This is a genomic window from Camelimonas lactis, assembly GCF_004342915.1.
Taxonomy (GTDB): Bacteria; Pseudomonadota; Alphaproteobacteria; order Rhizobiales; family Beijerinckiaceae; genus Camelimonas; species Camelimonas lactis.
In genome coordinates, this window is the sequence record NZ_SLWL01000005.1 from 145584 (window position 1) to 167435 (window position 21852).

Annotated in this window: 20 protein-coding genes; 13 read left to right on the forward strand and 7 right to left on the reverse strand. The window is 67.6% G+C overall.

Features of this window, described 5'->3' with window-relative positions:
• Positions 1-24 precede the first annotated feature (24 nt).
• From plsY to EV666_RS08000, 3 genes are all read right to left on the reverse strand, one after another.
• The gene (plsY, locus tag EV666_RS07990; RefSeq protein ID WP_132005760.1) at positions 25-648 is read right to left on the reverse strand and encodes a glycerol-3-phosphate 1-O-acyltransferase PlsY; all 624 of its coding nucleotides are present in this window, start codon (positions 646-648) and stop codon (positions 25-27) included.
• Positions 649-750: 102 nt separating this feature from the next.
• Positions 751-2037: a dihydroorotase gene (gene pyrC / locus EV666_RS07995; RefSeq protein WP_132005999.1), complete on the reverse strand. Its 1287-nt coding sequence runs from the start codon at positions 2035-2037 to the stop codon at positions 751-753.
• Between the two features lie 82 nt (positions 2038-2119).
• Positions 2120-3070: an aspartate carbamoyltransferase catalytic subunit gene (locus EV666_RS08000; protein ID WP_132005763.1), complete on the reverse strand. Its 951-nt coding sequence runs from the start codon at positions 3068-3070 to the stop codon at positions 2120-2122.
• A gap of 414 nt (positions 3071-3484) precedes the next feature.
• Here EV666_RS08000 and EV666_RS08005 point away from each other — a divergent pair, with 414 nt between their 5' ends.
• The 10 genes from EV666_RS08005 to EV666_RS08050 all read left to right on the forward strand — a co-directional run bounded on the left by EV666_RS08005 (position 3485) and on the right by EV666_RS08050 (position 16677).
• The gene (locus tag EV666_RS08005; RefSeq protein WP_132005766.1) at positions 3485-5206 is read left to right on the forward strand and encodes an acyl-CoA dehydrogenase family protein; all 1722 of its coding nucleotides are present in this window, start codon (positions 3485-3487) and stop codon (positions 5204-5206) included.
• 286 nt (positions 5207-5492) lie between these two features.
• The gene (gene topA / locus EV666_RS08010; RefSeq protein WP_132005769.1) at positions 5493-8279 is read left to right on the forward strand and encodes a type I DNA topoisomerase; all 2787 of its coding nucleotides are present in this window, start codon (positions 5493-5495) and stop codon (positions 8277-8279) included.
• Positions 8280-8529: 250 nt separating this feature from the next.
• Positions 8530-9516 carry an aliphatic sulfonate ABC transporter substrate-binding protein gene (locus EV666_RS08015; RefSeq protein WP_165909932.1) on the forward strand — a complete coding sequence of 329 codons (987 nt, stop codon included), beginning with the start codon at positions 8530-8532 and terminating at the stop codon, positions 9514-9516.
• Between the two features lie 61 nt (positions 9517-9577).
• Positions 9578-10150 carry a hypothetical protein gene (locus EV666_RS08020; protein WP_132005775.1) on the forward strand — a complete coding sequence of 191 codons (573 nt, stop codon included), beginning with the start codon at positions 9578-9580 and terminating at the stop codon, positions 10148-10150.
• A gap of 360 nt (positions 10151-10510) precedes the next feature.
• Positions 10511-12868 (forward strand): ribonuclease R, encoded by a 2358-nt coding sequence (gene rnr, locus EV666_RS08025; protein WP_245514301.1) that lies wholly within the window; start codon positions 10511-10513, stop codon positions 12866-12868.
• A gap of 242 nt (positions 12869-13110) precedes the next feature.
• Positions 13111-13566: a DUF983 domain-containing protein gene (locus EV666_RS08030; RefSeq protein ID WP_132005778.1), complete on the forward strand. Its 456-nt coding sequence runs from the start codon at positions 13111-13113 to the stop codon at positions 13564-13566.
• Positions 13567-13639: 73 nt separating this feature from the next.
• A complete protein-coding gene (locus tag EV666_RS08035; RefSeq protein ID WP_132005781.1) occupies positions 13640-14395 on the forward strand; it encodes an NUDIX hydrolase in 756 nt (251 codons plus the stop codon).
• Positions 14392-15594, forward strand: a complete 1203-nt coding sequence (locus EV666_RS08040) for an MFS transporter (protein ID WP_245514292.1) — start codon at positions 14392-14394, stop codon at positions 15592-15594. The genes EV666_RS08035 and EV666_RS08040 overlap by 4 nt, the downstream gene beginning before the upstream one ends.
• Before the next feature lie 226 nt (positions 15595-15820).
• Positions 15821-15988, forward strand: coding sequence for a 50S ribosomal protein L33 (rpmG, locus tag EV666_RS08045; RefSeq protein ID WP_132005784.1), 168 nt, complete (start codon positions 15821-15823; stop codon positions 15986-15988).
• A 332-nt stretch (positions 15989-16320) separates the two neighbouring features.
• Positions 16321-16677: a YARHG domain-containing protein gene (locus tag EV666_RS08050; protein WP_376885822.1), complete on the forward strand. Its 357-nt coding sequence runs from the start codon at positions 16321-16323 to the stop codon at positions 16675-16677.
• 185 nt (positions 16678-16862) lie between these two features.
• On the opposite strand, the gene EV666_RS08055 is transcribed toward EV666_RS08050, so the two are convergent.
• The gene (locus EV666_RS08055; protein ID WP_132005787.1) at positions 16863-17078 is read right to left on the reverse strand and encodes a hypothetical protein; all 216 of its coding nucleotides are present in this window, start codon (positions 17076-17078) and stop codon (positions 16863-16865) included.
• A gap of 212 nt (positions 17079-17290) precedes the next feature.
• Between EV666_RS08055 and EV666_RS08060 the strand changes: the two genes are divergently transcribed.
• Positions 17291-17716 carry a lysozyme inhibitor LprI family protein gene (locus EV666_RS08060; protein ID WP_165909933.1) on the forward strand — a complete coding sequence of 142 codons (426 nt, stop codon included), beginning with the start codon at positions 17291-17293 and terminating at the stop codon, positions 17714-17716.
• A 233-nt stretch (positions 17717-17949) separates the two neighbouring features.
• Here EV666_RS08060 and EV666_RS08065 read toward each other — a convergent pair whose 3' ends face one another.
• A complete protein-coding gene (locus EV666_RS08065) occupies positions 17950-18321 on the reverse strand; it encodes a response regulator (RefSeq protein WP_132005793.1) in 372 nt (123 codons plus the stop codon).
• A 178-nt stretch (positions 18322-18499) separates the two neighbouring features.
• Here EV666_RS08065 and EV666_RS08070 point away from each other — a divergent pair, with 178 nt between their 5' ends.
• Together EV666_RS08070 and EV666_RS08075 are read left to right on the forward strand one after the other, a co-directional pair.
• A complete protein-coding gene (locus EV666_RS08070; protein WP_132005796.1) occupies positions 18500-18820 on the forward strand; it encodes a DUF3572 domain-containing protein in 321 nt (106 codons plus the stop codon).
• A gap of 35 nt (positions 18821-18855) precedes the next feature.
• Complete coding sequence (locus tag EV666_RS08075; RefSeq protein ID WP_132005799.1) at positions 18856-20169, forward strand: DNA polymerase IV; 1314 nt, start codon at positions 18856-18858, stop codon at positions 20167-20169.
• 2 nt (positions 20170-20171) lie between these two features.
• Here the strand turns inward: EV666_RS08075 and EV666_RS08080 are convergent, their stop codons facing one another.
• Complete coding sequence (locus EV666_RS08080; RefSeq protein WP_132005802.1) at positions 20172-20546, reverse strand: hypothetical protein; 375 nt, start codon at positions 20544-20546, stop codon at positions 20172-20174.
• A 155-nt stretch (positions 20547-20701) separates the two neighbouring features.
• The gene (locus tag EV666_RS08085; protein ID WP_132005805.1) at positions 20702-21613 is read right to left on the reverse strand and encodes a cell envelope integrity EipB family protein; all 912 of its coding nucleotides are present in this window, start codon (positions 21611-21613) and stop codon (positions 20702-20704) included.
• Positions 21614-21852: the final 239 nt, after the last annotated feature.

Consider the following 21852-nt stretch of genomic DNA (forward strand, 5'->3'; position numbering starts at 1 on the left):
ATATTTCTGAAGTCGAGACAGGCGTTATTTACTGCCAATCCGGCTCTCCCTGCCGCTCATCAACCTGCGGATATTGTCATGGTGACGTTGCCACAACAATAAGGCAAGCAGAATAAACAGCCACGCAGTCCCCGGCGCGCCAAGCAGGAACAGCACAATGGGCGCCGCCGCCGCCGCGACCAGCGCCGCCAGCGACGAGTAACGGGTGGTGAAGGCGACAACCAGCCAGACCACGGCGAAGGCCAGCGCCGCCAGCGGCTCCAGCCCGATCAGGCAACCGAGGAAGGTGGCGACGCCCTTGCCGCCGCGAAACTTCAGCCAGACGGGAAACAGATGGCCAAGAAAGGCGCCCAGCGCCGCCGCCAGCGCCGGCAGCAGGCCAAACGGCGCCGCCAGCAGCACCGCCAGCGTGCCCTTCAGCGCATCGCAGAGCAGCGTCGCCGCCGCCAGCCCCTTGCGGCCGGTGCGCAGCACATTGGTCGCGCCAATGTTGCCGGAGCCGATCTTGCGCAAATCGCCCGCCCCGAACAGGCGGGTGAAGATCATGCCGAACGGAATTGAGCCGAGCAGATAGCCAACCGCCAGCGCCGCCGCGGCCAGTTGCCAGCCATGGGCGCCCACCGGCGCGCCGTCGAGCCATGCGTTCATCCCGATCTCCCGGCCTTCGGCGCAACCGGCGCCATGCTGCAAATACGTGGCGTGTGTCTGAGGTGCGCCTGAGGTGCGTCTTGGGGGGTAACCCGGGGCGGATCAGTCCGCGACGTGCGCATCGACGCCGCTGACCAGGGTGCGCAGCACCCGGCCTTCCATGCGGCCGCCTTCGAACGGCGTGTTCTTCGAGCGGGAGCGGATCGCCTCGCGCTCGTAGATCCAGGCGCGGTCCGTGTCAGCCACGATGAGGTCCGCCGCCGCGCCTTTCGCTAGCCGGCCGCATGGCAGGCCGAGCAGGCCCGCCGGCCGCGTGGTCAGGGCGTCGAGAACCCGGGCCAGGCTTACGGAGCCGGCGTTGGCCAGTCGCAGCGCCACCGGCAGCAGCGTCTCCAGGCCGATGGCGCCCGCCGCCGCCTCGCCGAACGGCAGGCGCTTGGCCTCCACGTCCTGGGGATTGTGGTCGGACACGATGACGTCGATGACGCCGTCCTCCAGCGCCTCCAGCAGCGCCAGCCGGTCTTCCTCCGGGCGCAGCGGCGGCCGCAGCTTGAAGAAGGTGCGGTAGCCGCTGATGTCATGCTCGTTCAGCGCCAGATGATTGATCGAGACGCCGCAGGTCACCGGCAGGCCTTCGTCCTTGGCCTGGCGGATCAGCTCCACCGACTGGGCGTGGGTGATCATCGCCGCGTGATAACGCCCGCCGGTCATCCGCACCAGGCGCAGGTCGCGCTCCAGCATGATGGTTTCAGCCTCGCGCGGCGCGGCGGTCAGCCCCATGCGGCTGGCCAGCTCGCCCGGCGTGGCCACGCCATCGCCGGTGAGATCGGCGTCCTCGGTGTGGTGCATCACCAGCGCATCGAAATTGCGCGCATAGGCCATGGCCCGCTGCATGACGCGGGCATTGGCGATGGAGCGCATCCCGTCGGTGAAGGCGACGGCGCCAGCTTCGAGCAACAGGCCGTATTCCGCCAGCTCCAGCCCCTCCAGACCCCGCGTCAGCGCCGCGGCGGGGGCGACGTGGACGATGGCGTTGTCGCGCGCCCGGCGGCGGATGAAATCCACCGTCGCGGCGCTGTCCACCGGCGGGCTGGTTTCCGGCGTCGACACCAGGGTGGTTATGCCGCCGGCGGCGGCGGCGCGGCTGGCGGTTTTCAGCGTCTCGCGATACTCGGCCCCCGGCTCGCCAAGGAAGGCGCGCATGTCGACGACCCCCGGGGCCACCAGAGCGCCCTGACAGTCGATGACGTCCGCCCCCTCCGGGCTCGCCGGCGCCGCGCCGCGAACCACGTCGGCGATCAGGCCGTCGCGGATCAGCACCGCGCCGCGCTGCCGGCGGCCAGTGGCCGGATCGAGCAGGTCAGCGTTGACGAGCGTCCGGACGCTCATCAGCGGGTTGGTCGTCAGCGTATTGGTCATCAGCGGGCTCCTGGCCACCGTGTCGCCGCGGGTCTGTTTACGATGCAGCCAGTCAGTAATCCGGCAGGTGCTGCGCCACCGCCTCGAGCACCGCCATGCGCACGGCGACGCCCATCTCCACCTGTTCGCGGATCAGCGAACGGCCGCCGTCGGCGACTTCGCTGGAAATCTCCACGCCGCGATTCATCGGCCCCGGATGCATCACCAGCGCGTCGGGCCTGGCGAAGGCCAGCTTTTCCTCGTCCAGGCCCCAGTAACGGAAATATTCCTTGCTGGAAGGAATGAACGAGCCGCTCATCCGCTCGCGCTGCAGGCGCAGCATCATGATGATGTCGGCGTCCTTCAGGCCCGACTTCATGTCGGTGTGCGCCTCCACGCCGAAGCGCTCGATCGCCGGCGGCAGCAGCGTCGTCGGCGCCACGCAGCGCACCCGGGCGCCAAGGCATTGCAGGGCGAGAATATTCGAGCGGGCGACGCGCGAGTGCAGGATATCCCCGCACACCGCCACGATCAGCCCCTCGATCCGCCCCTTGTTGCGGCGGATGGTCAGGGCGTCGAGCAGCGCCTGGGTTGGGTGCTCGTGCGCGCCGTCACCGGCGTTGACCACCGAGCACGCCACTTTCTGCGAGAGCAGTTGCACCGCCCCCGCCTGGGCGTGGCGGACGACGATGATGTCCGGCCGCATGGCGTTGAGGGTCATCGCCGTGTCGATCAGCGTCTCGCCCTTCTTCACCGAAGAGGAGGCCACCGACATGTTCATCACGTCGGCCCCGAGACGCTTGCCGGCGATCTCGAATGACGACTGTGTCCGGGTCGAGGGCTCGAAGAACAGGTTGATCTGCGTGCGGCCCCGCAGGGTCGCGCGCTTTTTCTCGACCTGGCGGCTCACCGCCACGGCCTCATCGGCCATGTCGAGAAGCGTGGTCAGTTCGGCCGCCGTCAGCCCTTCGATGCCGAGCAGGTGACGGTGCGGAAATGCCGGGAGGGATGGGGACGCGCTCATGCTGGGGCCCGCCTATATGGGGAATCGGGATCATCCGCAAGAAACCGGGAAAAACCGGACAGGCGACACGGCAGGATACGGCGGAAAAGCCGGCTCCGGGCCATGGGCGGCTGGGGAAAGAAACCCATCCGGGACAGCGCATCATTTCCGCCGCGACCAGGCGCCGTCAACAGGCGCGCCGGCGCGATCGTCGCCGGAATGGCCGCCATCCCGTCATCCGCACGGATTTCGGACCCGCCCGTTTTTGAAAAGACGCCAGCGCCGGCCCTGTTTTTGACGACTCCAGGCCAGCCGCCCTTCCTGTCTTTAAATCCCGCTTCGGGTTGCGCCCGGCCTCCGCCACACTATGCTTTATAAAAAATACGCGAATAACGGGCCGTTGGAAACCGGCTGAAGGGGGGCAAGGGGCATCGCATGTCGGCATATGATACGCACCGGGTTTTCAACCAGGCCCCACCCTTTGTCGACGTCAACCTGGTGACGCTCGACCAGCCGCTGCTTGACGCCCTGACCGCCAACGGCGTCGATCCCGTGCAGGAAGGGTTGCTCTCCTTCGGCGAGGCCTGGGGCGCGGCGGAGCGCTTTGAGCTTGGCCGCCTCGCCAACGAAAATCCGCCAAAGCTGCGCACCCATAACGCCCGGGGCGAGCGCGCCGATCAGGTGGAGTTTCACCCCGCCTGGCACGCATTGATGGCCGCCAGCATGGAGGCCGGCCTGCACGCGTCCACCTGGGACCGGATGGGCGAAAGCAGCGCTGCCCCCCAGGCCCCCGCCAGGAACGGCGCTGGCAAGACGGGCCCCGGGAAAAACCTCCCCGGCGCGAACAGTTTCCAGGGGCGCGGCCATGTGGCCCGCTCGGCCCGGCTCAGCGTCATTTCGGGCGTCGAGGCCGGTCATGTCTGCCCGCTGACCATGACCCACGCCTCGCTGGCCAGCCTCGCCGTCGCGCCGGAACGCCTGAGCCAGTGGCTGCCCTTCGTGCGCTCACGCCAGTACGATCCGCGTTTCCTGCCGTTCTGGGAAAAGCGCAGCGTCAATCTCGGCATGGGCATGACCGAGAAACAGGGCGGCGCCGACGTGCGCGCCAACACCACCACGGCCGCTCCGGTTCAGGACGACGAATACGAGATCACCGGCCACAAATGGTTCATGTCGGCGCCCATGTGCGACGCCTTCCTGGTGCTCGCCCAGGCCCCCGGGGGCCTCACCTGCTTCCTCGTGCCCCGCTTCCGTCCGGACGGATCGGTCAACGGCCTGCGCTTCCAGCGGCTGAAGGACAAGCTGGGCAATCGCTCCAACGCCTCGTCGGAGGTGGAGTTCGTCGCCGCCTTCGGCTGGCGGCTGGGCGACGAGGGGCGCGGCGTGCGCACCATCATCAGCATGGTGCAGTACACCCGGCTCGATTGCGTCAGCGGCTCCAACGGCCTGATGCGCATGGCCCTGGCCCAGGCCATTCACCACGCCCGCCACCGCATGGCCTTCGGCAGAAAGCTGGTGGACCAGCCGGCCATGACCCTCGTGCTGGCCGATCTGGCGCTGGAAATGGAGGCGATCACCGCCCTCACCCTGCGCCTCGCCGCCAGCTTTGACGCCGCCGGCTCCGATCCGGCCGAGGCGGCGTTCGCCCGGGTGGTGACGCCGGCCGCCAAGTTTTTTGTCTGCAAGACAGCGCCTGGCTTCATCTATGAGGCGCTGGAGTGCCTGGGCGGCAACGGCTACGTGGAGGAAGGCCCGATGGCGCGGCTCTACCGCGAAGCGCCCCTGAACGCCATCTGGGAGGGCCCCGGCAATATCATGGCCCTCGACGTGTTGCGCGCCGCCAGCCGCGAGGCCGATGAGATGGTCGCCGTGGCCGGCCAGCTGGCGGAGGAAGCCGGGGGCATGCCGGGCGTGGCGGAAGCGGCGAAGGATCTGGGCGACGCCCTGCGCGGCGACAACCCGGAATGGCGGGCCCGTTTCGCCGCCGATCGCCTGGCCGGCCTTGCGACCGCCGCCGCCTTGCGCCGCTCCGCCCCGGCCGCTGTCGCCGAAGCCTGGGCGCGCACGCGCCTGGCGACGCCGCGTCGCATCTATGGCGCCAATGACGTCGGCCACCTCGCCCCCAGGCTGCTGGAGCGCGCCCTGCCGCTGATCTGACGGCGACGCCAGCGGGGCGCAAACCCGCGCTCCGGCCCGAACGCGGCCGGATGCGCGATTTGTCCGGCGATTTGACAGGTCGCCGGCTTTGACCCATTCATCCGGACCCTGAAACCATGTCCGCCGCCTGGCCTGTTATCCTTGATTGCCGGTGGGCTGCGCGACGCCCATATTCCGCCCGCGCCGACGAATGGCCCAACGCCGTTCCGGCGCGTTCACGCCGGTAAACCGGCCCGCTTCGCGGGTTGTCCGCCGGCCCCCTCACCGCAATGGACAGTGGCAGCCCATGAAAGTCGTCGTCGTCGAGTCTCCGGCGAAAGCGAAGACAATCAACAAATATCTGGGCAAGGACTATGAGGTCCTGGCGTCGTTCGGCCATATCCGCGACCTGCCGGCGAAAGACGGCTCCGTCGATCCGGAGCATGACTTCGCCATGGTGTGGGAGCTGGAGGACCGCGGCGCCAAACGCCTGTCGGACATCGCCAGAGCGGTGAAAGGCGCCGACAAGCTCATTCTCGCCACCGACCCGGATCGCGAGGGCGAGGCCATCTCCTGGCACGTGCTGGAGGCCCTGAACCAGAAAAAGGTTCTGAAGGGCGTGGACGTGGAGCGCGTGACCTTCAACGCCATCACCCGCGATTCCATCCAGGCGGCCATGGCGGCGCCGCGCGCCATCGATCAGGCGCTGGTCGACGCCTATCTGGCCCGCCGCGCCCTTGATTATCTGGTTGGCTTCAACCTGTCGCCGGTGCTGTGGCGCAAGCTGCCCGGCGCCCGTTCCGCCGGCCGCGTCCAGTCGGTGGCCCTGCGCCTCGTCTGTGACCGTGAGCGCGAGATCGAAACCTTCGTCAGCCGCGAGTACTGGTCGCTGGTCGCCCACCTGTCGACGGCGAAGGACGCGCCGTTCGAAGCCCGTCTGGTCGGCGCCGACGGCAAGAAGATCACCCGCCTCGACATTGGCTCCGGTGCGGAAGCGGAGGCGTTCAGGGCCGATCTGGACAAGGCGCAGTTCACCGTCGCCTCGGTGGAGGCGAAGCCGGCGAAGCGCCATCCATGGCCGCCGTTCACCACCTCCACCCTGCAGCAGGAAGCCTCGCGCAAGCTCGGCCTCGCCCCGGCCGCCACCATGCGCGCCGCCCAGAAGCTGTATGAAGGCGTGGAAATCGGCGGCGAGACTGTCGGCCTCATCACCTATATGCGAACCGATGGCGTCGACATGGCCCCGGAGGCTATCGCCCAGACCCGCAAGGTCATCGGCCAGATGTATGGCGATGCCTACGTGCCGTCCGCTCCGCGCAAATATTCGGCCAAGGCCAAGAACGCCCAGGAAGCGCACGAAGCCATCCGCCCCACCGATCTCAGCCGCAAGCCGTCCGAAGTCGCCCGTCATGTCGACGCCGAGCAGGCCCGCCTCTACGAGCTGATCTGGACCCGCACCATCGCCAGCCAGATGGAGTCGGCGCTGCTGGAGCGCACCACGGTTGATATCGGCGCCAGGGCCGGCGGCCGGAACCTTGAGTTGCGCGCCACTGGCCAGGTGGTGAAGTTCGATGGCTTCCTGAAACTGTATCAGGAAGGCCGTGACGACGGCGACGATGAGGAGGACAACCGTCGTCTGCCGCCGATGAGCCAGGGCGAAGCGCTGAAGAAGCGCAGCATTGACGCCAGCCAGCACTTCACCGAGCCGCCGCCGCGCTATTCCGAGGCCAGCCTCGTCAAGCGCATGGAAGAACTTGGCATTGGCCGCCCTTCCACCTACGCCTCGGTGCTGCAGGTGCTGAAGGACCGCGACTATGTGCGCATCGAGAAGAAGCGTCTGGCGCCGGACGATCGCGGCCGCATCGTCGTCGCCTTCCTCGAAAACTTCTTCCGCCGCTATGTGGAATACGATTTCACCGCCGATCTGGAGGAGCAGCTCGACCGCGTCTCCAATCATGAGATCGACTGGAAGGCGGTGCTCAACGATTTCTGGCGTGATTTCATCGTCGCCATCGACGGCGCCAAGGGGCTGCGCACCACCGAGGTGATCGACGCCCTCAACGAATATCTGGGACCCCACATCTTTCCGAAACGGGAGGACGGCGTCGATCCACGCGTCTGCCCCTCGTGCGGAACCGGCCAGCTGTCGCTGAAGCTCGGCCGCTTCGGCTCGTTCATCGGCTGTTCCAATTACCCGGAATGCCGTTACACGCGTCAGCTGGCCCAGGGCGCGGACCAGGAGGCTGGCGGCGACGAGGGCCGCCCCGGCGTGCGCAGCCTCGGAACCGATCCGGCCACCGGCCTTGAAGTGACCGTCCGCGACGGCCGCTTCGGCGCCTACGCCCAGCTTGGCGAAGGCGAGAAGCCGAAACGCCAGAGCCTGCCCAAGGGAACCAGCCCCGGCTCGGTCGACCTGGAAAAGGCCCTGGCGCTGCTGTCGCTGCCGCGCGAGGTGGCGAAGCATCCTGAAACCGGCGAGCCCATCCTCGCCGGCATCGGCCGCTTCGGTCCCTATGTCCAGCACGGCAAGGTCTACGCCAATATCGGCCGCGACGATGACGTGCTGGAGATAGGCGGCAACCGCGCCATCGACCTGATCATCGCCAAGGAGCAGGGCGGCGGCCGGCGCGGCGGCGCGGCCGATCCGGGCCGTGAACTGGGAACTGATCCGGAAAGCAGCAAGGCAATCGTCGTCAAGGCCGGCCGTTACGGCCCCTATGTCACCGACGGAACCACCAACGCCACCCTGCCCCGGACCATGACCCAGGAAGCGGTGACGTTCGAGGAAGCGGTGGAGCTGCTGAAGAAGAAGCGCGAGGCCGGCGGCGGCAAGAAACCGGCGCGGAAAACCGCCGCCAAAACCACGAAGAAGGCCGCGGCCAAACCGGCGGCGAAGACCGCAAAAAAGGCCGCCGCGGATACCGAAGGCGACGACGGCGCGCCCGTGAAGAAACCCGCCGCCCGAAAGACCGCCGCCAGCAAGACGACGACAAAAACCGCGACGGCGAAAACCACGACCAGGAAAACCGCCGCCAAGAAAGCTGCGCCCCCGGTTGATGACGCCGGCGATGATACGCCGCCCTGGGACGCATGACGTAACGACATGCTGGGCGCCGGCGCATGGCCTCATGCGCCGGACCTGATGTGTCTGGATCGCTCCTCAGCCCCCTTGCGTTGTCCCCAGGGCGGGTGGAGAAAATTTGATCGGCCAACCGCGCCCCGGCGACGACGACCGCCCACCGGGCCGGTGGCGTATAAAATCATTTTTTCTTTTGATTTCATGCAATTGACCAGAGAACGGGCCGTGTGCCCACTGGGGAAGCCTGCTTTGCCCGGAGGTTCCCTTGTCTGATTTTTCCCCGCCCCGTTCTCCTGTCGTCACCGACCGTCGCGCCTTCCTGCGCCTGGTCCCCGGCGCGCTGGCCCTCGGCGCCGGCCTCGCCGCCCGGAGCGGACCGGCGCAGGCGGCAGCCAGCGCCCAGCTCAACATCGGCAACCAGAAAGGCGGCCTGCGCTCGTTGATCGAGGCGTCCGGCAACGGCGGCGGCCTGCCCTTCGACCTGCGCTGGAGCGAATTCCAGAGCGCCGCGCCGATTCTGGAATCCATCAACGCCGGCGCGCTGGATGTGGGCTACACCGGCGATTTCTCGGTGCTCACCGTCTTCGGCAACGGCGCGCCCATCCGCGCCATCGCCGCCGTGCGCAATGCTGCGGCTGGCCAGGCCATCGTCGTGCGCGACAGCTCCAGCATTCGCAGCGTCGCCGATCTGCGCGGCAAGACCGTCGCCGGCACCCGTGGCGGCTGGGGCGAATTCCTGATCAAGGCGGCGCTGAAGGAGGCCGGCGTCGATCCAGGGGAAGTCCATATCCGCTTCATGGCCCCGCCGGAGGCCCTGCCCGCCTTCAGCGGCGGCCGCATCGACGCCTGGGCGATCTGGGACCCGTTCATCTCCCAGGTGGTGCTGCGCGCCGGCGCCCGCGTGCTGCGCGACGGCCAGGGGCTGACGCCGTCGATCATGCTGCTGGTGGCGTCCCAGGCGGCCATCGCGAGCAAGCGCGCGCAGCTGGCCGCGTTCCGTGACCGGGTGCGCAGGGGCATCGACTGGATCAACGGCAATATCCCCACCTATGCAGCCTACAATTCCCGCCTGACCGGCATGCCGGAGGAGGTGCTGCTGCGGGCTTTCAACGTCAACCGCGCCAGCAACACCCGGATCGACGATGCGCTCATCGCCGAATTGCAGCAGGCAGCCGACCAGGCGACCGCCTTCGGGGTATTCGAAAGAAAGATTGACGTCGCGCCCCTGCTCGACGTTTCATTCCAGTCGTGAGGCGCCGGCGCGCGGCATTGGCGCGATCAACGTCCGCCGGTCCGGGGCGTTGGGGAGCGCAATGGAAGACACCGGCGACACGGGCGCGATCGCCCTGCGGCTGACAGACAGCGCGCAGCTGTTCAACACGCTCGATCCTTTTCCTTTCCGTGAACGCGATCTCGCGCCCGACGCCGAGCAGTATATTCTCGACTGGGCGCAGGATCTGCCGAATAACCAGCCGATCCGCATCATCGTACATCTGCAGTCCGCCGACCCTGACAGGCATCGCGACGCCGATCTCCAGCAGGCGATCAAAGGCTGGTTTCGCAGCCGTGAGGCGGGGGAAGCGCGGGAAATGAAAACCCTGTTCCGCGACGGGCGGATCGCGCTGTCCGTCGGCTTCGTCATGCTCAGCCTGTTCATGTTCCTGAGCTGGGCGGTGGCGCAGAACTACGACAACCCGTTCGCGCGGGTGATCAGTGAAAGCCTGGTGATCATTGGCTGGGTGGTGTTGTGGCGCCCCGCCGAAATGTTCCTTTACGACTGGACCCCGATCCTGCGCCGCAAGCGGCTGTTTCGCCGGCTCGCCGAGGCGCGGGTGACGGTTCATCACGCCGGGCGCCCTGGCGAATGGCCAGCTGACGCCGCCTGAGCCCCCTGGAGCCGCCCGTCGATTGTCTCGCTTTTGCCGCAGGTTCATGGCAAACAGGGGCTTGCGCCGCCCGGACGCGCCTTCCGCCCTGTTGTCGGGCTGAAGCATGCGCCACAGTGGAACTGCGCCTTGAGGCCGCCAGATGATCATGGCGCGCCGCCAGCTTTTTGTATTGATGCATTTTCTTCAGGAAAAGTGGGCCCACTTTCCTCGAAATGCTCCAGCTCCGGAAAAGTCTTGACCCGTCCCGGCTCCAAACGCCCGTCCTCTTCCCGCGCCGCGCCGCGCGCCACCCGCTCTCGCGCCGCCCGCAAGGAAGCCGCGCAGCGCCTCGCGGAGGCTGCGGCGCTGCCCGACAGCCTGACGGAACCCGCGGACGGCGATGCGCCGGCGGGACTGCCGACGCGCGAGGCCATCGTCGCCTTCATCAATTCGGCCCCCGGCAAGGTGGCCAAGCGCGACATCGTCCGGGCCTTCGGCATCAGCGGCGACCAGCGCATCTGGCTGAAACGGCTGCTGAAGGAGCTGGAGGAGGACGGTCTCATCAACCGTCGCCACGGCGCCCTGCATGACGCAGCCGGCCTGCCGCCGGTGGTGCTGGCCGACATTACCGGCCGCGATGACGACGGCGAACTCATCGCCCGCCCGGCCGAGTGGAACAGCGACGACGAACCGCCGCAGATCATCATCAATCTGCCGCGCCGCCCCGCCAAAGGTCATCAGCCCACGCCCGGCGTCGGCGACCGCGCCCTGCTGCGTGTTTCAAGGCTGCCGGAGCCGGATGGCGGCCCGGCTTACACCGGCCGTCCCATCAAGATCATCGGCCGCGCCAATCCGCAGACGCTGGGCGTGTTCCGCGCCCTGCCGGAAGGCGGCGGCTGGATCGAGCCGGTCGACAAGAAGAGCCTCGGCAGGGAGCCGCTGGAAATCCGCCCCGGCGACGCCGGCGAGGCGAAAGACGGCGACCTGGTGTCGGTCAGCGTGTCGAAGATCGGCCGCTTCGCCCGGCCGCACGCCCGGGTGCGCGAACGCCTCGGCTCGCTGTCGTCGGAGAAGGCGGTCAGCCTTCTGGCCATCTACGCCCATGGCATTCCGCATGTTTTCTCCGCCGCGGCGCTGGCCGAGGCGGAAGCGGCCCGTCCGCTGGGCATGAGCGGCCGCGAGGACTGGCGGGAGCTGCCGCTCATCACCATCGACCCGGCGGACGCCAAGGACCACGACGACGCCGTGCACGCCGCCGTGGATGAGGACCCCAACAATCCCGGCGGCTTCGTGCTCAGCGTCGCCATCGCCGACGTGGCGGCTTACGTGCGCCCTGGCGGCGAACTGGACCGCACGGCGCGCGAACGCGGCAATTCGGTCTATTTCCCCGACCGGGTCGTGCCGATGCTGCCGGAGCGCATCTCCAACGATCTGTGCTCGCTGCGCCCGCACGAGGACCGGCCGTCGCTGGCCATGCGCATTGTCATCGACGCCCACGGCCGCAAGCTGCGCCATTCGGTGCACCGGGTGATGATGCGCTCGGCGGCGAAACTGGCCTACCAGCAGGCGCAGGCAGCCATCGACGGCCTGCCCGACGACATCACTGGCCCGCTGCTGGAGCCGGTGCTGAAACCGCTGTGGGCGGCCTATGCGGCGCTGGCCGAGGCGCGCGACAAGCGCTCGCCGCTGGCGCTGGATTTGCCCGAGCGCAAGCTGCTGCTCGACGCCGACGGCATGCTCGACCGGGTGATTATCCCGCCGCGCCTCGACGCCCACCGGCTGATCGAGGAATTCATGATCCTCGCCAACGTCTGCGCGGCGGAGACCCTGGAGCGCGCTGGCTCGCCCCTGCTTTACCGCATCCATGACGAGCCCTCGCTGGAGAAGATGCGTGGCCTTGGCGAAGTCATGGCCTCCATCGGCATCAAGCTGCCCAAAACCGGCAACGTGCGGCCGGAGCTGTTCAACCGCATCCTCGCCCAGGTTGAGGGCACGCGGCACAAGACCTTCATCAACGAAGTGGTGCTGCGCTCCCAGGCCCAGGCGGAATATTCCGCCGACAATTGCGGCCATTTCGGCCTCAACCTGCGCCGCTACGCCCATTTCACCTCGCCGATCCGCCGCTACGCCGACCTCATCGTCCACCGGGCGCTGATCACCGTCGGCAAGCTGGGCCATGACGGCCTGCCGGCCGCCACCACCCGCTCGCAGCTCAACGAAATCGCCGCGCAGATCTCGGTGGCCGAGCGCCGCGCCATGGCGGCCGAGCGCGAAACCATCGACCGGCTGATCGCCCACCACCTGGCCGACGCCATCGGCGCGACCTTCCAGGGCCAGATTTCCGGCGTCACCCGCGCCGGCCTGTTCGTGCGCCTGGCCGACACCGGCGCCGACGGCTTCGTGCCCGCCGCCACCATCGGCGACGAGTTCTACCGGCACGATGAATCGCTGCACGCCCTGGTCGGCTCCCGCACCGGCGACACCCTGCGCCTCGGCGATCAGGTTGAGGTGCGCTTGGCCGAGGCCGCGCCCATCGCCGGCGCCCTGCGCTTCGAGTTGATGGGCCGGGCCGGCGGTGGCCGTTCGCGCCTCGCCGGCCGCAAGATCGGCGCGAAGAAGGACGGCAGGGGCAAATCCGGCGGCAAGGCCCCCAAAGGGCTGAAAGGCCGCCTCGCCGAACAGAAAAAGGCAAAGCAGGCCAGGCTCGACTGCAGCCTGCCCGAAAGGAGCCGCTGAGCGTCCCGCGACTCAGCGCTCCGGGCGCCGGCGTGCGGCTTTCATCCGGGGTTGGAGGCGTCGGCTCCCGGGGGCGAGGAACAGGGAGCTTGTGGGAGCGTCGCAGGGCGCCTTCCCCTGGCGCCTTGCCCTGGCGCCTGCCATCGGCGCAGCCCTGCCTTCCCCCAGCCAGGCTTTCCCCGTGCCGCAACGGGGACTACAACAGTCCGGACAGCGTACGCGCAAAGCCGGCGGGAGTGACCATGGGCCTTGAATTGCAATCCCCTTACGCAGGCGAACCGCCGCGCGAGCTGGTTCCGGCCATGCGCCGCGGCTGGGCGGGGCGGTGTCCGGCCTGTGGCGAAGGCCGGATTTTCGGCCGCTTCCTGAAGGTAAGCCCGGCCTGCGCCGCCTGTGGCGAAGAGTTGAGCCACCATCGCGCCGATGACCTGCCGCCCTATCTGGTCATCACCATCGTCGCCCACGTCGTCGGCACGGGCATTCTGCTGGCCGAGACATATATGGAATGGCCGGTGTGGGCGCACATGAGCCTGTGGCCGGCCCTGACCATCATCCTCGGCCTCTGGCTGATGCAGCCGGTGAAGGGCGCGGTCATTGGCCTGCAATGGGCGCATCGCATGCACGGCTTCGGCGAAGGGGACGACAGCGCCCATCTGGCGGACGGCGGGCCGCCGCGCCCGGCCCCCCGCCACAGCTGAACCAGAATACGGAAAGCGGCCGCGCCGGGCGCCAGGCCTGGAACGAACGGCCGCGCGACAAGGGAGAGACGCCATGACGGCTGCAGCCACGACCATGACCGACGAGGAGATGCTGGTGGAGAGCGAGCGTAACGAACCGGTGTTCCCGACGATCCGGCCGCGCAACGCCGCCACCCTCATCATCCTCGACCGCACGGGCGCGCATCCGAAGGTGCTGATGGGCCGTCGCCACCAGGGCCACCGTTTCATGCCCGGGAAATTCGTCTTCCCCGGCGGCCGCATCGAGACCAACGACCGCTTCATGACGCCGGTGAACGATCTTCACCCGGTCGTCGGCGAAAAGCTGCTGACCCGCACCGTGCGGCCGGCGGCCTCGCGCGGCCGCGCCCTGGCGCTGGCCGCCATCCGCGAGACCTTCGAGGAAACCGGCCTGCTTCTCGGTCGCAAGCTTGACGCGCCGGCAAAACGCACGCCCCAGGGGCCATGGAGCGAGTTTGCCGGCCACGGGGTGACGCCGGACCTGGAGCCGCTGCGCTTCATCGCCCGCGCCATCACGCCGCCAGGCCGTCCCAAACGCTTCGACACCCGGTTCTTCGCGGTCGACGCCAGCCAGATCGCCGAGCGCATCGACGGCGTCGTCTCCGCCGACACCGAACTGACGGAACTTGTCTGGGTGGAGATTGAAGAAGCGCGCCAGCTCGATCTGCCGTCCATCACCACGGTGGTGCTGAAAGAACTGGAGCAGCGCACGGTCCTTGGCTTTCACCATGAACTGCCCGTTCCCTTCTACAATCCGAAGCGGGGCGGATTTCAGCGCGAGGAACTGTGACAGACGCTTCAGGAGCAATTCCCGCAAAGCCGGACGCGGACGAGGCGCCATCGGAGCCACTCAATCTGCGCGCCCTCGCCAGCGCCATCCTGCTGGTTTCACTGATCGGCGTCGGCCTCAGCCTGTCGATCCCGCTGCTGTCGCTGGAGATGGAGCGCATGGGCGCCTCCGGCGGCATGATCGGCCTCAACACCGCCATGGCCGGTTTCGCCAGCATCCTGGTGATGCCGTTCGTGCCGCGCCTGGCCGCGGCGCTGGGCGTGCGGGCGATGATCGCCCTCGCCATTGGCGTCACCGCCGTGACCTTGCTGGCCTTCCGCGCCCTGCCCTGGCTGCCAGCCTGGTTCGTGCTGCGGTTCTTTTACAGCGCGGCGCTCGGCGCCCTGTTTGTCTTGTCGGAATACTGGATCAACGCCGCCGCGCCCGCCTCAAGGCGCGGCCTGGTGATGGGCGTTTACGCCACGTTTCTCTCCCTCGGCTTCGCCGCCGGGCCATTCATTCTGAGCCTGGTCGGAACCGCCGACTGGGCCCCCTATCTCACCGGCGCGGCGCTGATGGCGCTGGGGCTCGCGCCATTGCTGCACGCCCGCGACGTCACGCCGGAGCTTGACCACAGCTCCAGCCACTCCGTGGGCTTCTTCATTCTGGCGGCGCCCCTCGCCACCTTCGCCGCTTTCGTCTTCGGCGCGGTGGAAACCGGCGGCTTCAGCCTGCTGCCCCTGTATGGACTGCGCCTTGGCTATACTGAACAGCAGGCGGCGTTCCTGGTCAGCTTCGTCGCGCTGGGCGGCATGCTGTTGCAGATTCCCATCGGCCTGATTTCCGACCGCATGGACCGGCGCCGGCTGCTGCTGCTGATCGGCCTGTTCGGCCTCGTCGCCTCCGCCTGCATGCCGCTGGCGACGCGGGTTCCGTGGGGGCTGGAAATCCTGCTGCTGGCCTGGGGCGGCGTTGGCGGCGGTCTTTACACGGTTGGCCTGGCGCATCTGGGCGCGCGGTTCACCGACCGCGCCGACCTGGCCAGCGCCAACGCCGCGTTCATCGTGCTGTACAATCTCGGCATGATGCTGGGGCCGCCGCTGGTGGGTTTCGGCTTTGACCGCATCGTTCCCCATGGATTCGCGGTGGCGATTGCCGGACTGTTCGGGCTTTACGCCGTCTTCGCCATCGGCCGGCTCGCCCTGCGCCGCGGCGGCTGATTGGAGAGGGGCGGATTTCACGGGATCATCCGGAAAAAACGCCCGTTATGACAGGAATTTGGCGTGTTCCACGCAAATTCTGGACCTTCGGCGTTTCAGGAGCGACGCAACGGGTCTTGACTTGCAACGGCCGATGCGGCATGTCCCACACATCTTCCTGGCCGGGCTTCGCCGGCCTTTTTATATTGCCGCGCGCGGGATCGAGCCCGCCGGATGAGGTTCGACCATGGCCAAGGCCGTCACGATCAAGATCAAGCTCGTCTCCACCGCCGACACCGGTTACTTCTACGTCACCAAGAAGAACACCCGCACCATGACGGACAAGTTCGCGATCAAGAAGTACGACCCGGTTGCCCGCAAGCACGTCGAGTTCAAGGAAGCCAAGATCAAGTGATCCGGCTCCGAGCGTCCCCTGCGGACGTCCACCGCGACGCTCCCGCGTCGCCGACAAACCGCCCGCCATGGGCGGTTTTTTTGTGCGCCGGGGCGATTGTGTTTCCGCAACCCGCCAAAGTGTTTCGCCCACGCCTTCCCCGAAACATCCCGCCCCAATGAAACCGCCGCAGAAACGTTCGCCCGGCGATGGCCGGATTGTGAACGCCCTGAAGTTGGGGCCAGTCGCCGCCCGGCTGCTGAAGCGCTATCCAGTCAACAGACCGGTCGCCGGATGCGGGAATGGCTCGGGCCCTTTCCCGGCGTGGCGACGCAGCAGGCGCGGAGGGGCAGATGACGACGCAGGTGAAATCGACGGCAATGGGACTGGGCCTGACCGCCCTGCTGGCGCTGGCTGCGCCTGCGTCGGCTGGCCCGGCAAACGGCCCCGCCGTGGCGTCCGCCGTCGCCGCGGCGGCGCGCCCGCCAGCGTTGCGCGTTCAGGCCGGCGCCTGCGCCGATCTCTGGGAGGAGCGGAACGAAATTTACAAGGGCGCCGGCTATTGCTTCAAAACCCGGCGCGCCATCGCGACCTTCGGCAACGCCGGTTGCCAGTATGACAGCGAGGCCGATGTGCCGCTCAGTCACCGGCAGCGGCTGCGCATTAACGACATCCGCGCCGCCGAGCGTCGCCTTGGCTGCGCGCCCTGAGCGGCTGCCAGCCGGGGCGCAGGGGGCCGGTGAAATCCGGTTCACCAGCGGCGCTCCAAGTTTTGGTCTAACGCTTGTCGATCAGCCGGAATCGGCTGATCGATCGGAGTTCGCCAGAAAAAACTGGAGCAGTTTCCTGACGACAAGTGGCGTCCACTTTTCGAGAAAATGCCCAGTCCGCGCGCCTACCAGGCCTGGGCGGCCTCCGCATAGGCCCGCTCCAGCATGCTCAGGCAGGCATTGGCCTGTTCGCGGGCCTCGGGCCTGTCGCACATTCCGGCGATGTCGCGTAAGTCGCGGATCGCCACGTCGAGCGCCGTCATCAGGTCGATGTCCTCGTCGTTGTCGATGACAGGATTTTCGAACCGCGGCCGCATGCGGAACTGTACGACATTGCCCATGATACTCATCCGGGTGATACGCGCGAATCGAAGCGTTCGCGCCATCATTTCGCCACGGGCCGGTTAACCGTGAATTACGATAATCACGGGCTTCCGGGGACAAGTCAGGACAGGCGCTTGATCTGTTGCGCGACTTGCTGCGCGCCGGTTTCCACCTGAGAAGAATGTCGCAAGCCATCGCGCGGTCGTCAGCAGCGAACGGGAGAACACCGATGCGTATCAGACAGGGATCAGGCGTCATCGCGGCCATGTTGCTGGCCGCCGGAGGGATTTCCGCAGCGGCGGCGCAATGGGCGCCCGCAACCTCCTGCGACCGTTTTGGCGGCGGCGAATTGCAGGCCTGCCTGGCAAAAGCGCTGCCCCGGGCTGACGCGGCGCTCAACGACGCCTGGCGCAAGGCGCTGGCCACCGTCGAAAACAACGCCAGCCTTGGCGCCGCCGACCGGGCGGCGTGGCGGGACAATCTGCTGGCGTCGCAACGGGCGTGGCTGGCGTTCCGCGACGCCAACTGCAAGTTTGAGCTGATCGCCGCTGAATGGAGCAACGGCAGCGGCGCCACGCCGGCGCAGCAGGCCTGCGTGCTCAGCCTGACGCTGCAACGGGCCAGTGAACTGACCCGGCGCTACACATCGAACTGAAATCAGCTGCTGGAAAAAGAGCGGCCGGGAGAAAGCGGGCCAAAGGCTCATCGCTTCCGTCCCGGCCTGAGCCCGTGACGTCCAGGAGATGCGGCGGACCTGAGCATCGCCGGGCTGTTCCGTGCATGGGGCAGCGAGCGTCCCGCCGCCTGTCACGCTTGTCCACACCCTAACGCGCCGCGCGCGGATTGCAATGGCGAATCGCGAACCTGCGCTTCCCGGTCACGCTTGCCTCAGGCTGGCCCGGCGTAATTCTGCACCGCCTCGAGGAACTTGCCGACAGAGATCGGCTTGGACAGATAGCCCTCGCAGCCGCCTTCGCGGATTCGCTCCTCATCCCCCTTCATCGCGAAGGCGGTGACGGCGATGACAGGGATGTGCTTCAACGCCGGATCTTCCTTGATCCAGCGCGTCACCTCCAGCCCGGAAACGTCCGGCAACTGGATGTCCATCAAAATGAGATCCGGCTTGTGGGCGCGCGCCAGCTCCAGGGCCTCGGAGCCCTGGGCGGTCTTCAGCGTCTGGTAGCCATGCGCCTCCAGCAGATCGCCAAAGAGCTTCATGTTCAGCTCATTATCCTCGACAATGAGTATGGTCTTGCTCATCCGCGACGATCCAATGTGAGGTTCCTGGAACGGAAGTGGCCAGGGTTAAGCCCGGCCGAAGTAACGCCTGGCCAAAGTAACGCCTGGCCAAAGTGACGCCTGGCCGAAGCGACGCCTGGTCAAAGTGACGCCCGGCCACCGTCAACCTATGGTCTCAACCCTGAACGAAAGACAAACAATGCTGATTCCGCGCGAAAAAGACACGGTCCAGAAACGCGGCGCCCCAGACCCCGCCGCCCTCGCCATCCAGGCCTTGGGTTTTCTGGCCGAAGATGAAGAGCGGCTTGGCGATTTTCTCGCCCTGTCCGGCCTGACGGTCGACGGGCTGCGGGCCGCCGCCGGCAAGCCGGATTTCCTGATCGCGGTGCTGGAGCACCTGTTGCAGGATGAGATGATGGTGATGGCCTTCGCCGCCAGCGCCGGCGTCGATCCGGCCAGCATCGCCCCGGCCTGCCGCAAGCTGATGCCTGACGCCGGCCAGCGGCCGGTGGACGCGTAGCCGGACCATTGCCCGCCACCGGTTATCATGCGCCCATGCCGCACCAGTCGATAGCTTCATTCGGGCTTTGCCGCGATTGCCTTGGCCGCACGCCGCCGCCGCCCCCGCCGGGACGCCGCTGGCGTTGCCGCGCCTGCGGCGGTCCGCGCGTCGTTACGCACCCGGAACTGGACCAGCTGACCATCGCCCATATCGACTGTGACGCGTTTTACGCCTCGGTGGAGAAACGCGACCGGCCAGAGCTGGCCGACCAGCCGGTGATCATTGGCGGCGGCAAGCGCGGCGTCGTCTCCACCGCCTGCTATGTGGCGCGCATGTCGGGCGTGCGTTCGGCCATGCCGATGTTCCAGGCGTTGAAGCTGTGCCCCGACGCGGTGGTGATCCGCCCCGACATGGCCCGCTACGTCGCCGTTGGCCGGCAAATCCGCGCCATGATGCGCGAGTTGACGCCGCTGGTGGAGCCCCTGTCCATCGACGAAGCGTTTCTGGACCTCGCCGGCACCGAACGGCTGCACCATGGCTCGCCGGCGGAAAGCCTGGCCCGGCTGGCGCAACGCATCGAGACGGAGGTCGGCGTCACCGTCTCCGTTGGCCTGTCCTACAACAAGTTTCTCGCCAAGGTGGCGTCAGATCTGGACAAGCCGCGCGGCTTCTCGGTCATCGGTCAGGCCGAGGCGGTGGCGTTTCTTGGGCCAAAACCCGTATCCCTGATCCACGGCGTCGGGGCCGTGGCGCGCAAAAACCTGGAAAGCCGGGGTTATCGGCTGATCTCGGACCTGCGCGCCGCCTCGCCGGCAACCCTCGCCAGCCTGTTCGGCAAGGAAGGCCTGCGCCTCTCCCAGCTCGCGCACGGGGTCGACCATCGCAAGGTGACGCCGGAGCGCCCCACCAAATCCATCTCGGCGGAAACCACGCTGGAGGAGGACATCGCCGATCTCACCTCCCTTGAGCCGTTGCTCTGGCGGCTGTGTGAGAAGGTGTCCAGCCGCCTGAAGGCAGCGAACCTGGCCACGGCCGGCGTCACGCTGAAGCTGAAAACCGCCGACTTCCGCCTCGTCACCCGCACCCGCGCCGGCTTTCCGCCCACCCAGCTTGCCCGGCGGTTGTACGAGCCGGCCCATGCCCTGCTGCAACAGGAATGCGCCGCCCATCGCGGACGCCAGGCATGGCGGCTGCTCGGCGTTGGCGCCAGCGATCTGAAACCGGGCGAGGATGCGGACCAGGGCGACCTCGCCGACCAGACGGCGCGCCGCGACGCCAGCGCCGAGCACGCCATCGACGCCCTGCGCAGCCGCTTTGGCGACAAGGCGGTGTTTCGCGGCATCAGCCTGCGCCACAAGCGGCCCTGAGGTCAGGGTTTCGAGGCAAGCGCGGCGCGCAGGGCCTCCGCCACCGCCCGCGCCCCAAAACATCTGAAGCGGAAAACGCCGCCCTGGTGGCTTACGGCGACGATCTTCGTCACCCAGCCGCCTTCCAGCTCCACCGCGTCAATGCTGGAGAGAGGAATGCGGACAGGCGCGATATTCTCCTGCAACATCCGGTTCAGGCCGTTGGCTTCAAAACCGATGGCCGCGTTGTCGATATGGAGGCGGCCGCCAACCCACAGGCCGCCCATGCGCCTGCGCATCCGGTCCACGGCCGGCGCCGTCGCAAAGGCGGCGCCTTGCGCATTGAGCGATGCGCCCGCGTATAGTGCGTTGCATGGCTTGCTGATCTGCCCCCCCAAGAACGGCCTCCCCCGAATGAAAATTTCCTGAACGAGGATCCCCTGGCGTCGAATGGAGCCTGCCCCCTTCGCATCATTCCCCGCGCTGGCGCGTGGCCGCTTTTCCCGGAACCGACGACGGCGTCTGACGAAACGCCGTCATCCAGGCCCGTCCCCTACTTCCTGCCATTGGCGCAGGCGCCGGTCCCACGCTGCTCCAGGTCGCGCAATTCGCCGCGGATGGAAAAATCGCCGTAGTTCATGCGCATGGAGCCGCTGACGCCGTTCTCATAAAGATCGAAGGCGATGGCGTAGATCGGCGTGCGTTCGCCACTACCGGGCGTGTAGTAGGACACGCTGACCGGCCAGCGGTCCACCTTGTCCAGACCGGCCTTGCGCGCCGCGGCCTCAATCGGCCGGTCTGGCGAAGCGGGCGCCTTTTTGCCGATGACGACGAAGGTGTCGAACACCTTGGCCCCATCCTCCGCCGCGTCATACAGCTTCACAGCCAGCGTGCTTTCGCCGGCCCGCGCCGCGGCGATGATGCGTTGCAGGTGCCCCGAGGGAAAGGCGATCGGCCCGGCCGCCTCGAAAGTCTTGCGCTCGGGCCTGGTCAGGTTGACGGAAATGCCGGCGTCGTCGGCCGCGCCATTGCGCTTCGCCACGCCCTGCACCCGCTCGTCCGCATCGCCGCGCGCCGTATCCTGGCGGAAACGGAAGCTGGAGCCATCGGCGTCCTCGTGGGTGGCGGAGCGGATGTCGATCTGCTGGGCCTCCCCTTCCTGACGCTCCAGAATCGCCAGCTGGCGGAAATCCAGGCTGTAGCCGGCGCAGGCGTCGCCAGAGAACTCATAGGCAATGCGGCCGCTGACGCCGGTGACAGCGCGGCTGCCGCTGCTGTCGGCGAGGGTAAGATCATAAACAGCCCGATGCGGCGCCAGCGGCATGGGAGCCCCGCCGCCAGCTGGCGCGGCGGCAAAGGCGCCGCTTCCGGCCAGCGCCAGGACCAGCAATCCCAGACCGGTCGCCCTGACGCCGGGCGCCCGGGCGGCGCGCGAGGAGATGGCCGCAACGTGTTTCGTGCTCATGAATGCTCCATGATAGGCATGGCCAGAACCGGACCGCACTGTCCCCTGCGCCCGTCTCCCGGGCCGGGCCCTTGCGTCGAACGCAGCCCCTGCGCCCGTATACCCCTGGCGCGGAAGGCGGGAAACCGTTCACCTGGCGAGGCTGGCGCAAGGACCCGTTCATATGGAAGCGGATTCGTGCTCCAGCCATTGATCTGACGTGTTTTCCTGACGCAAACTGACATCCGGCGCGCCCGAAG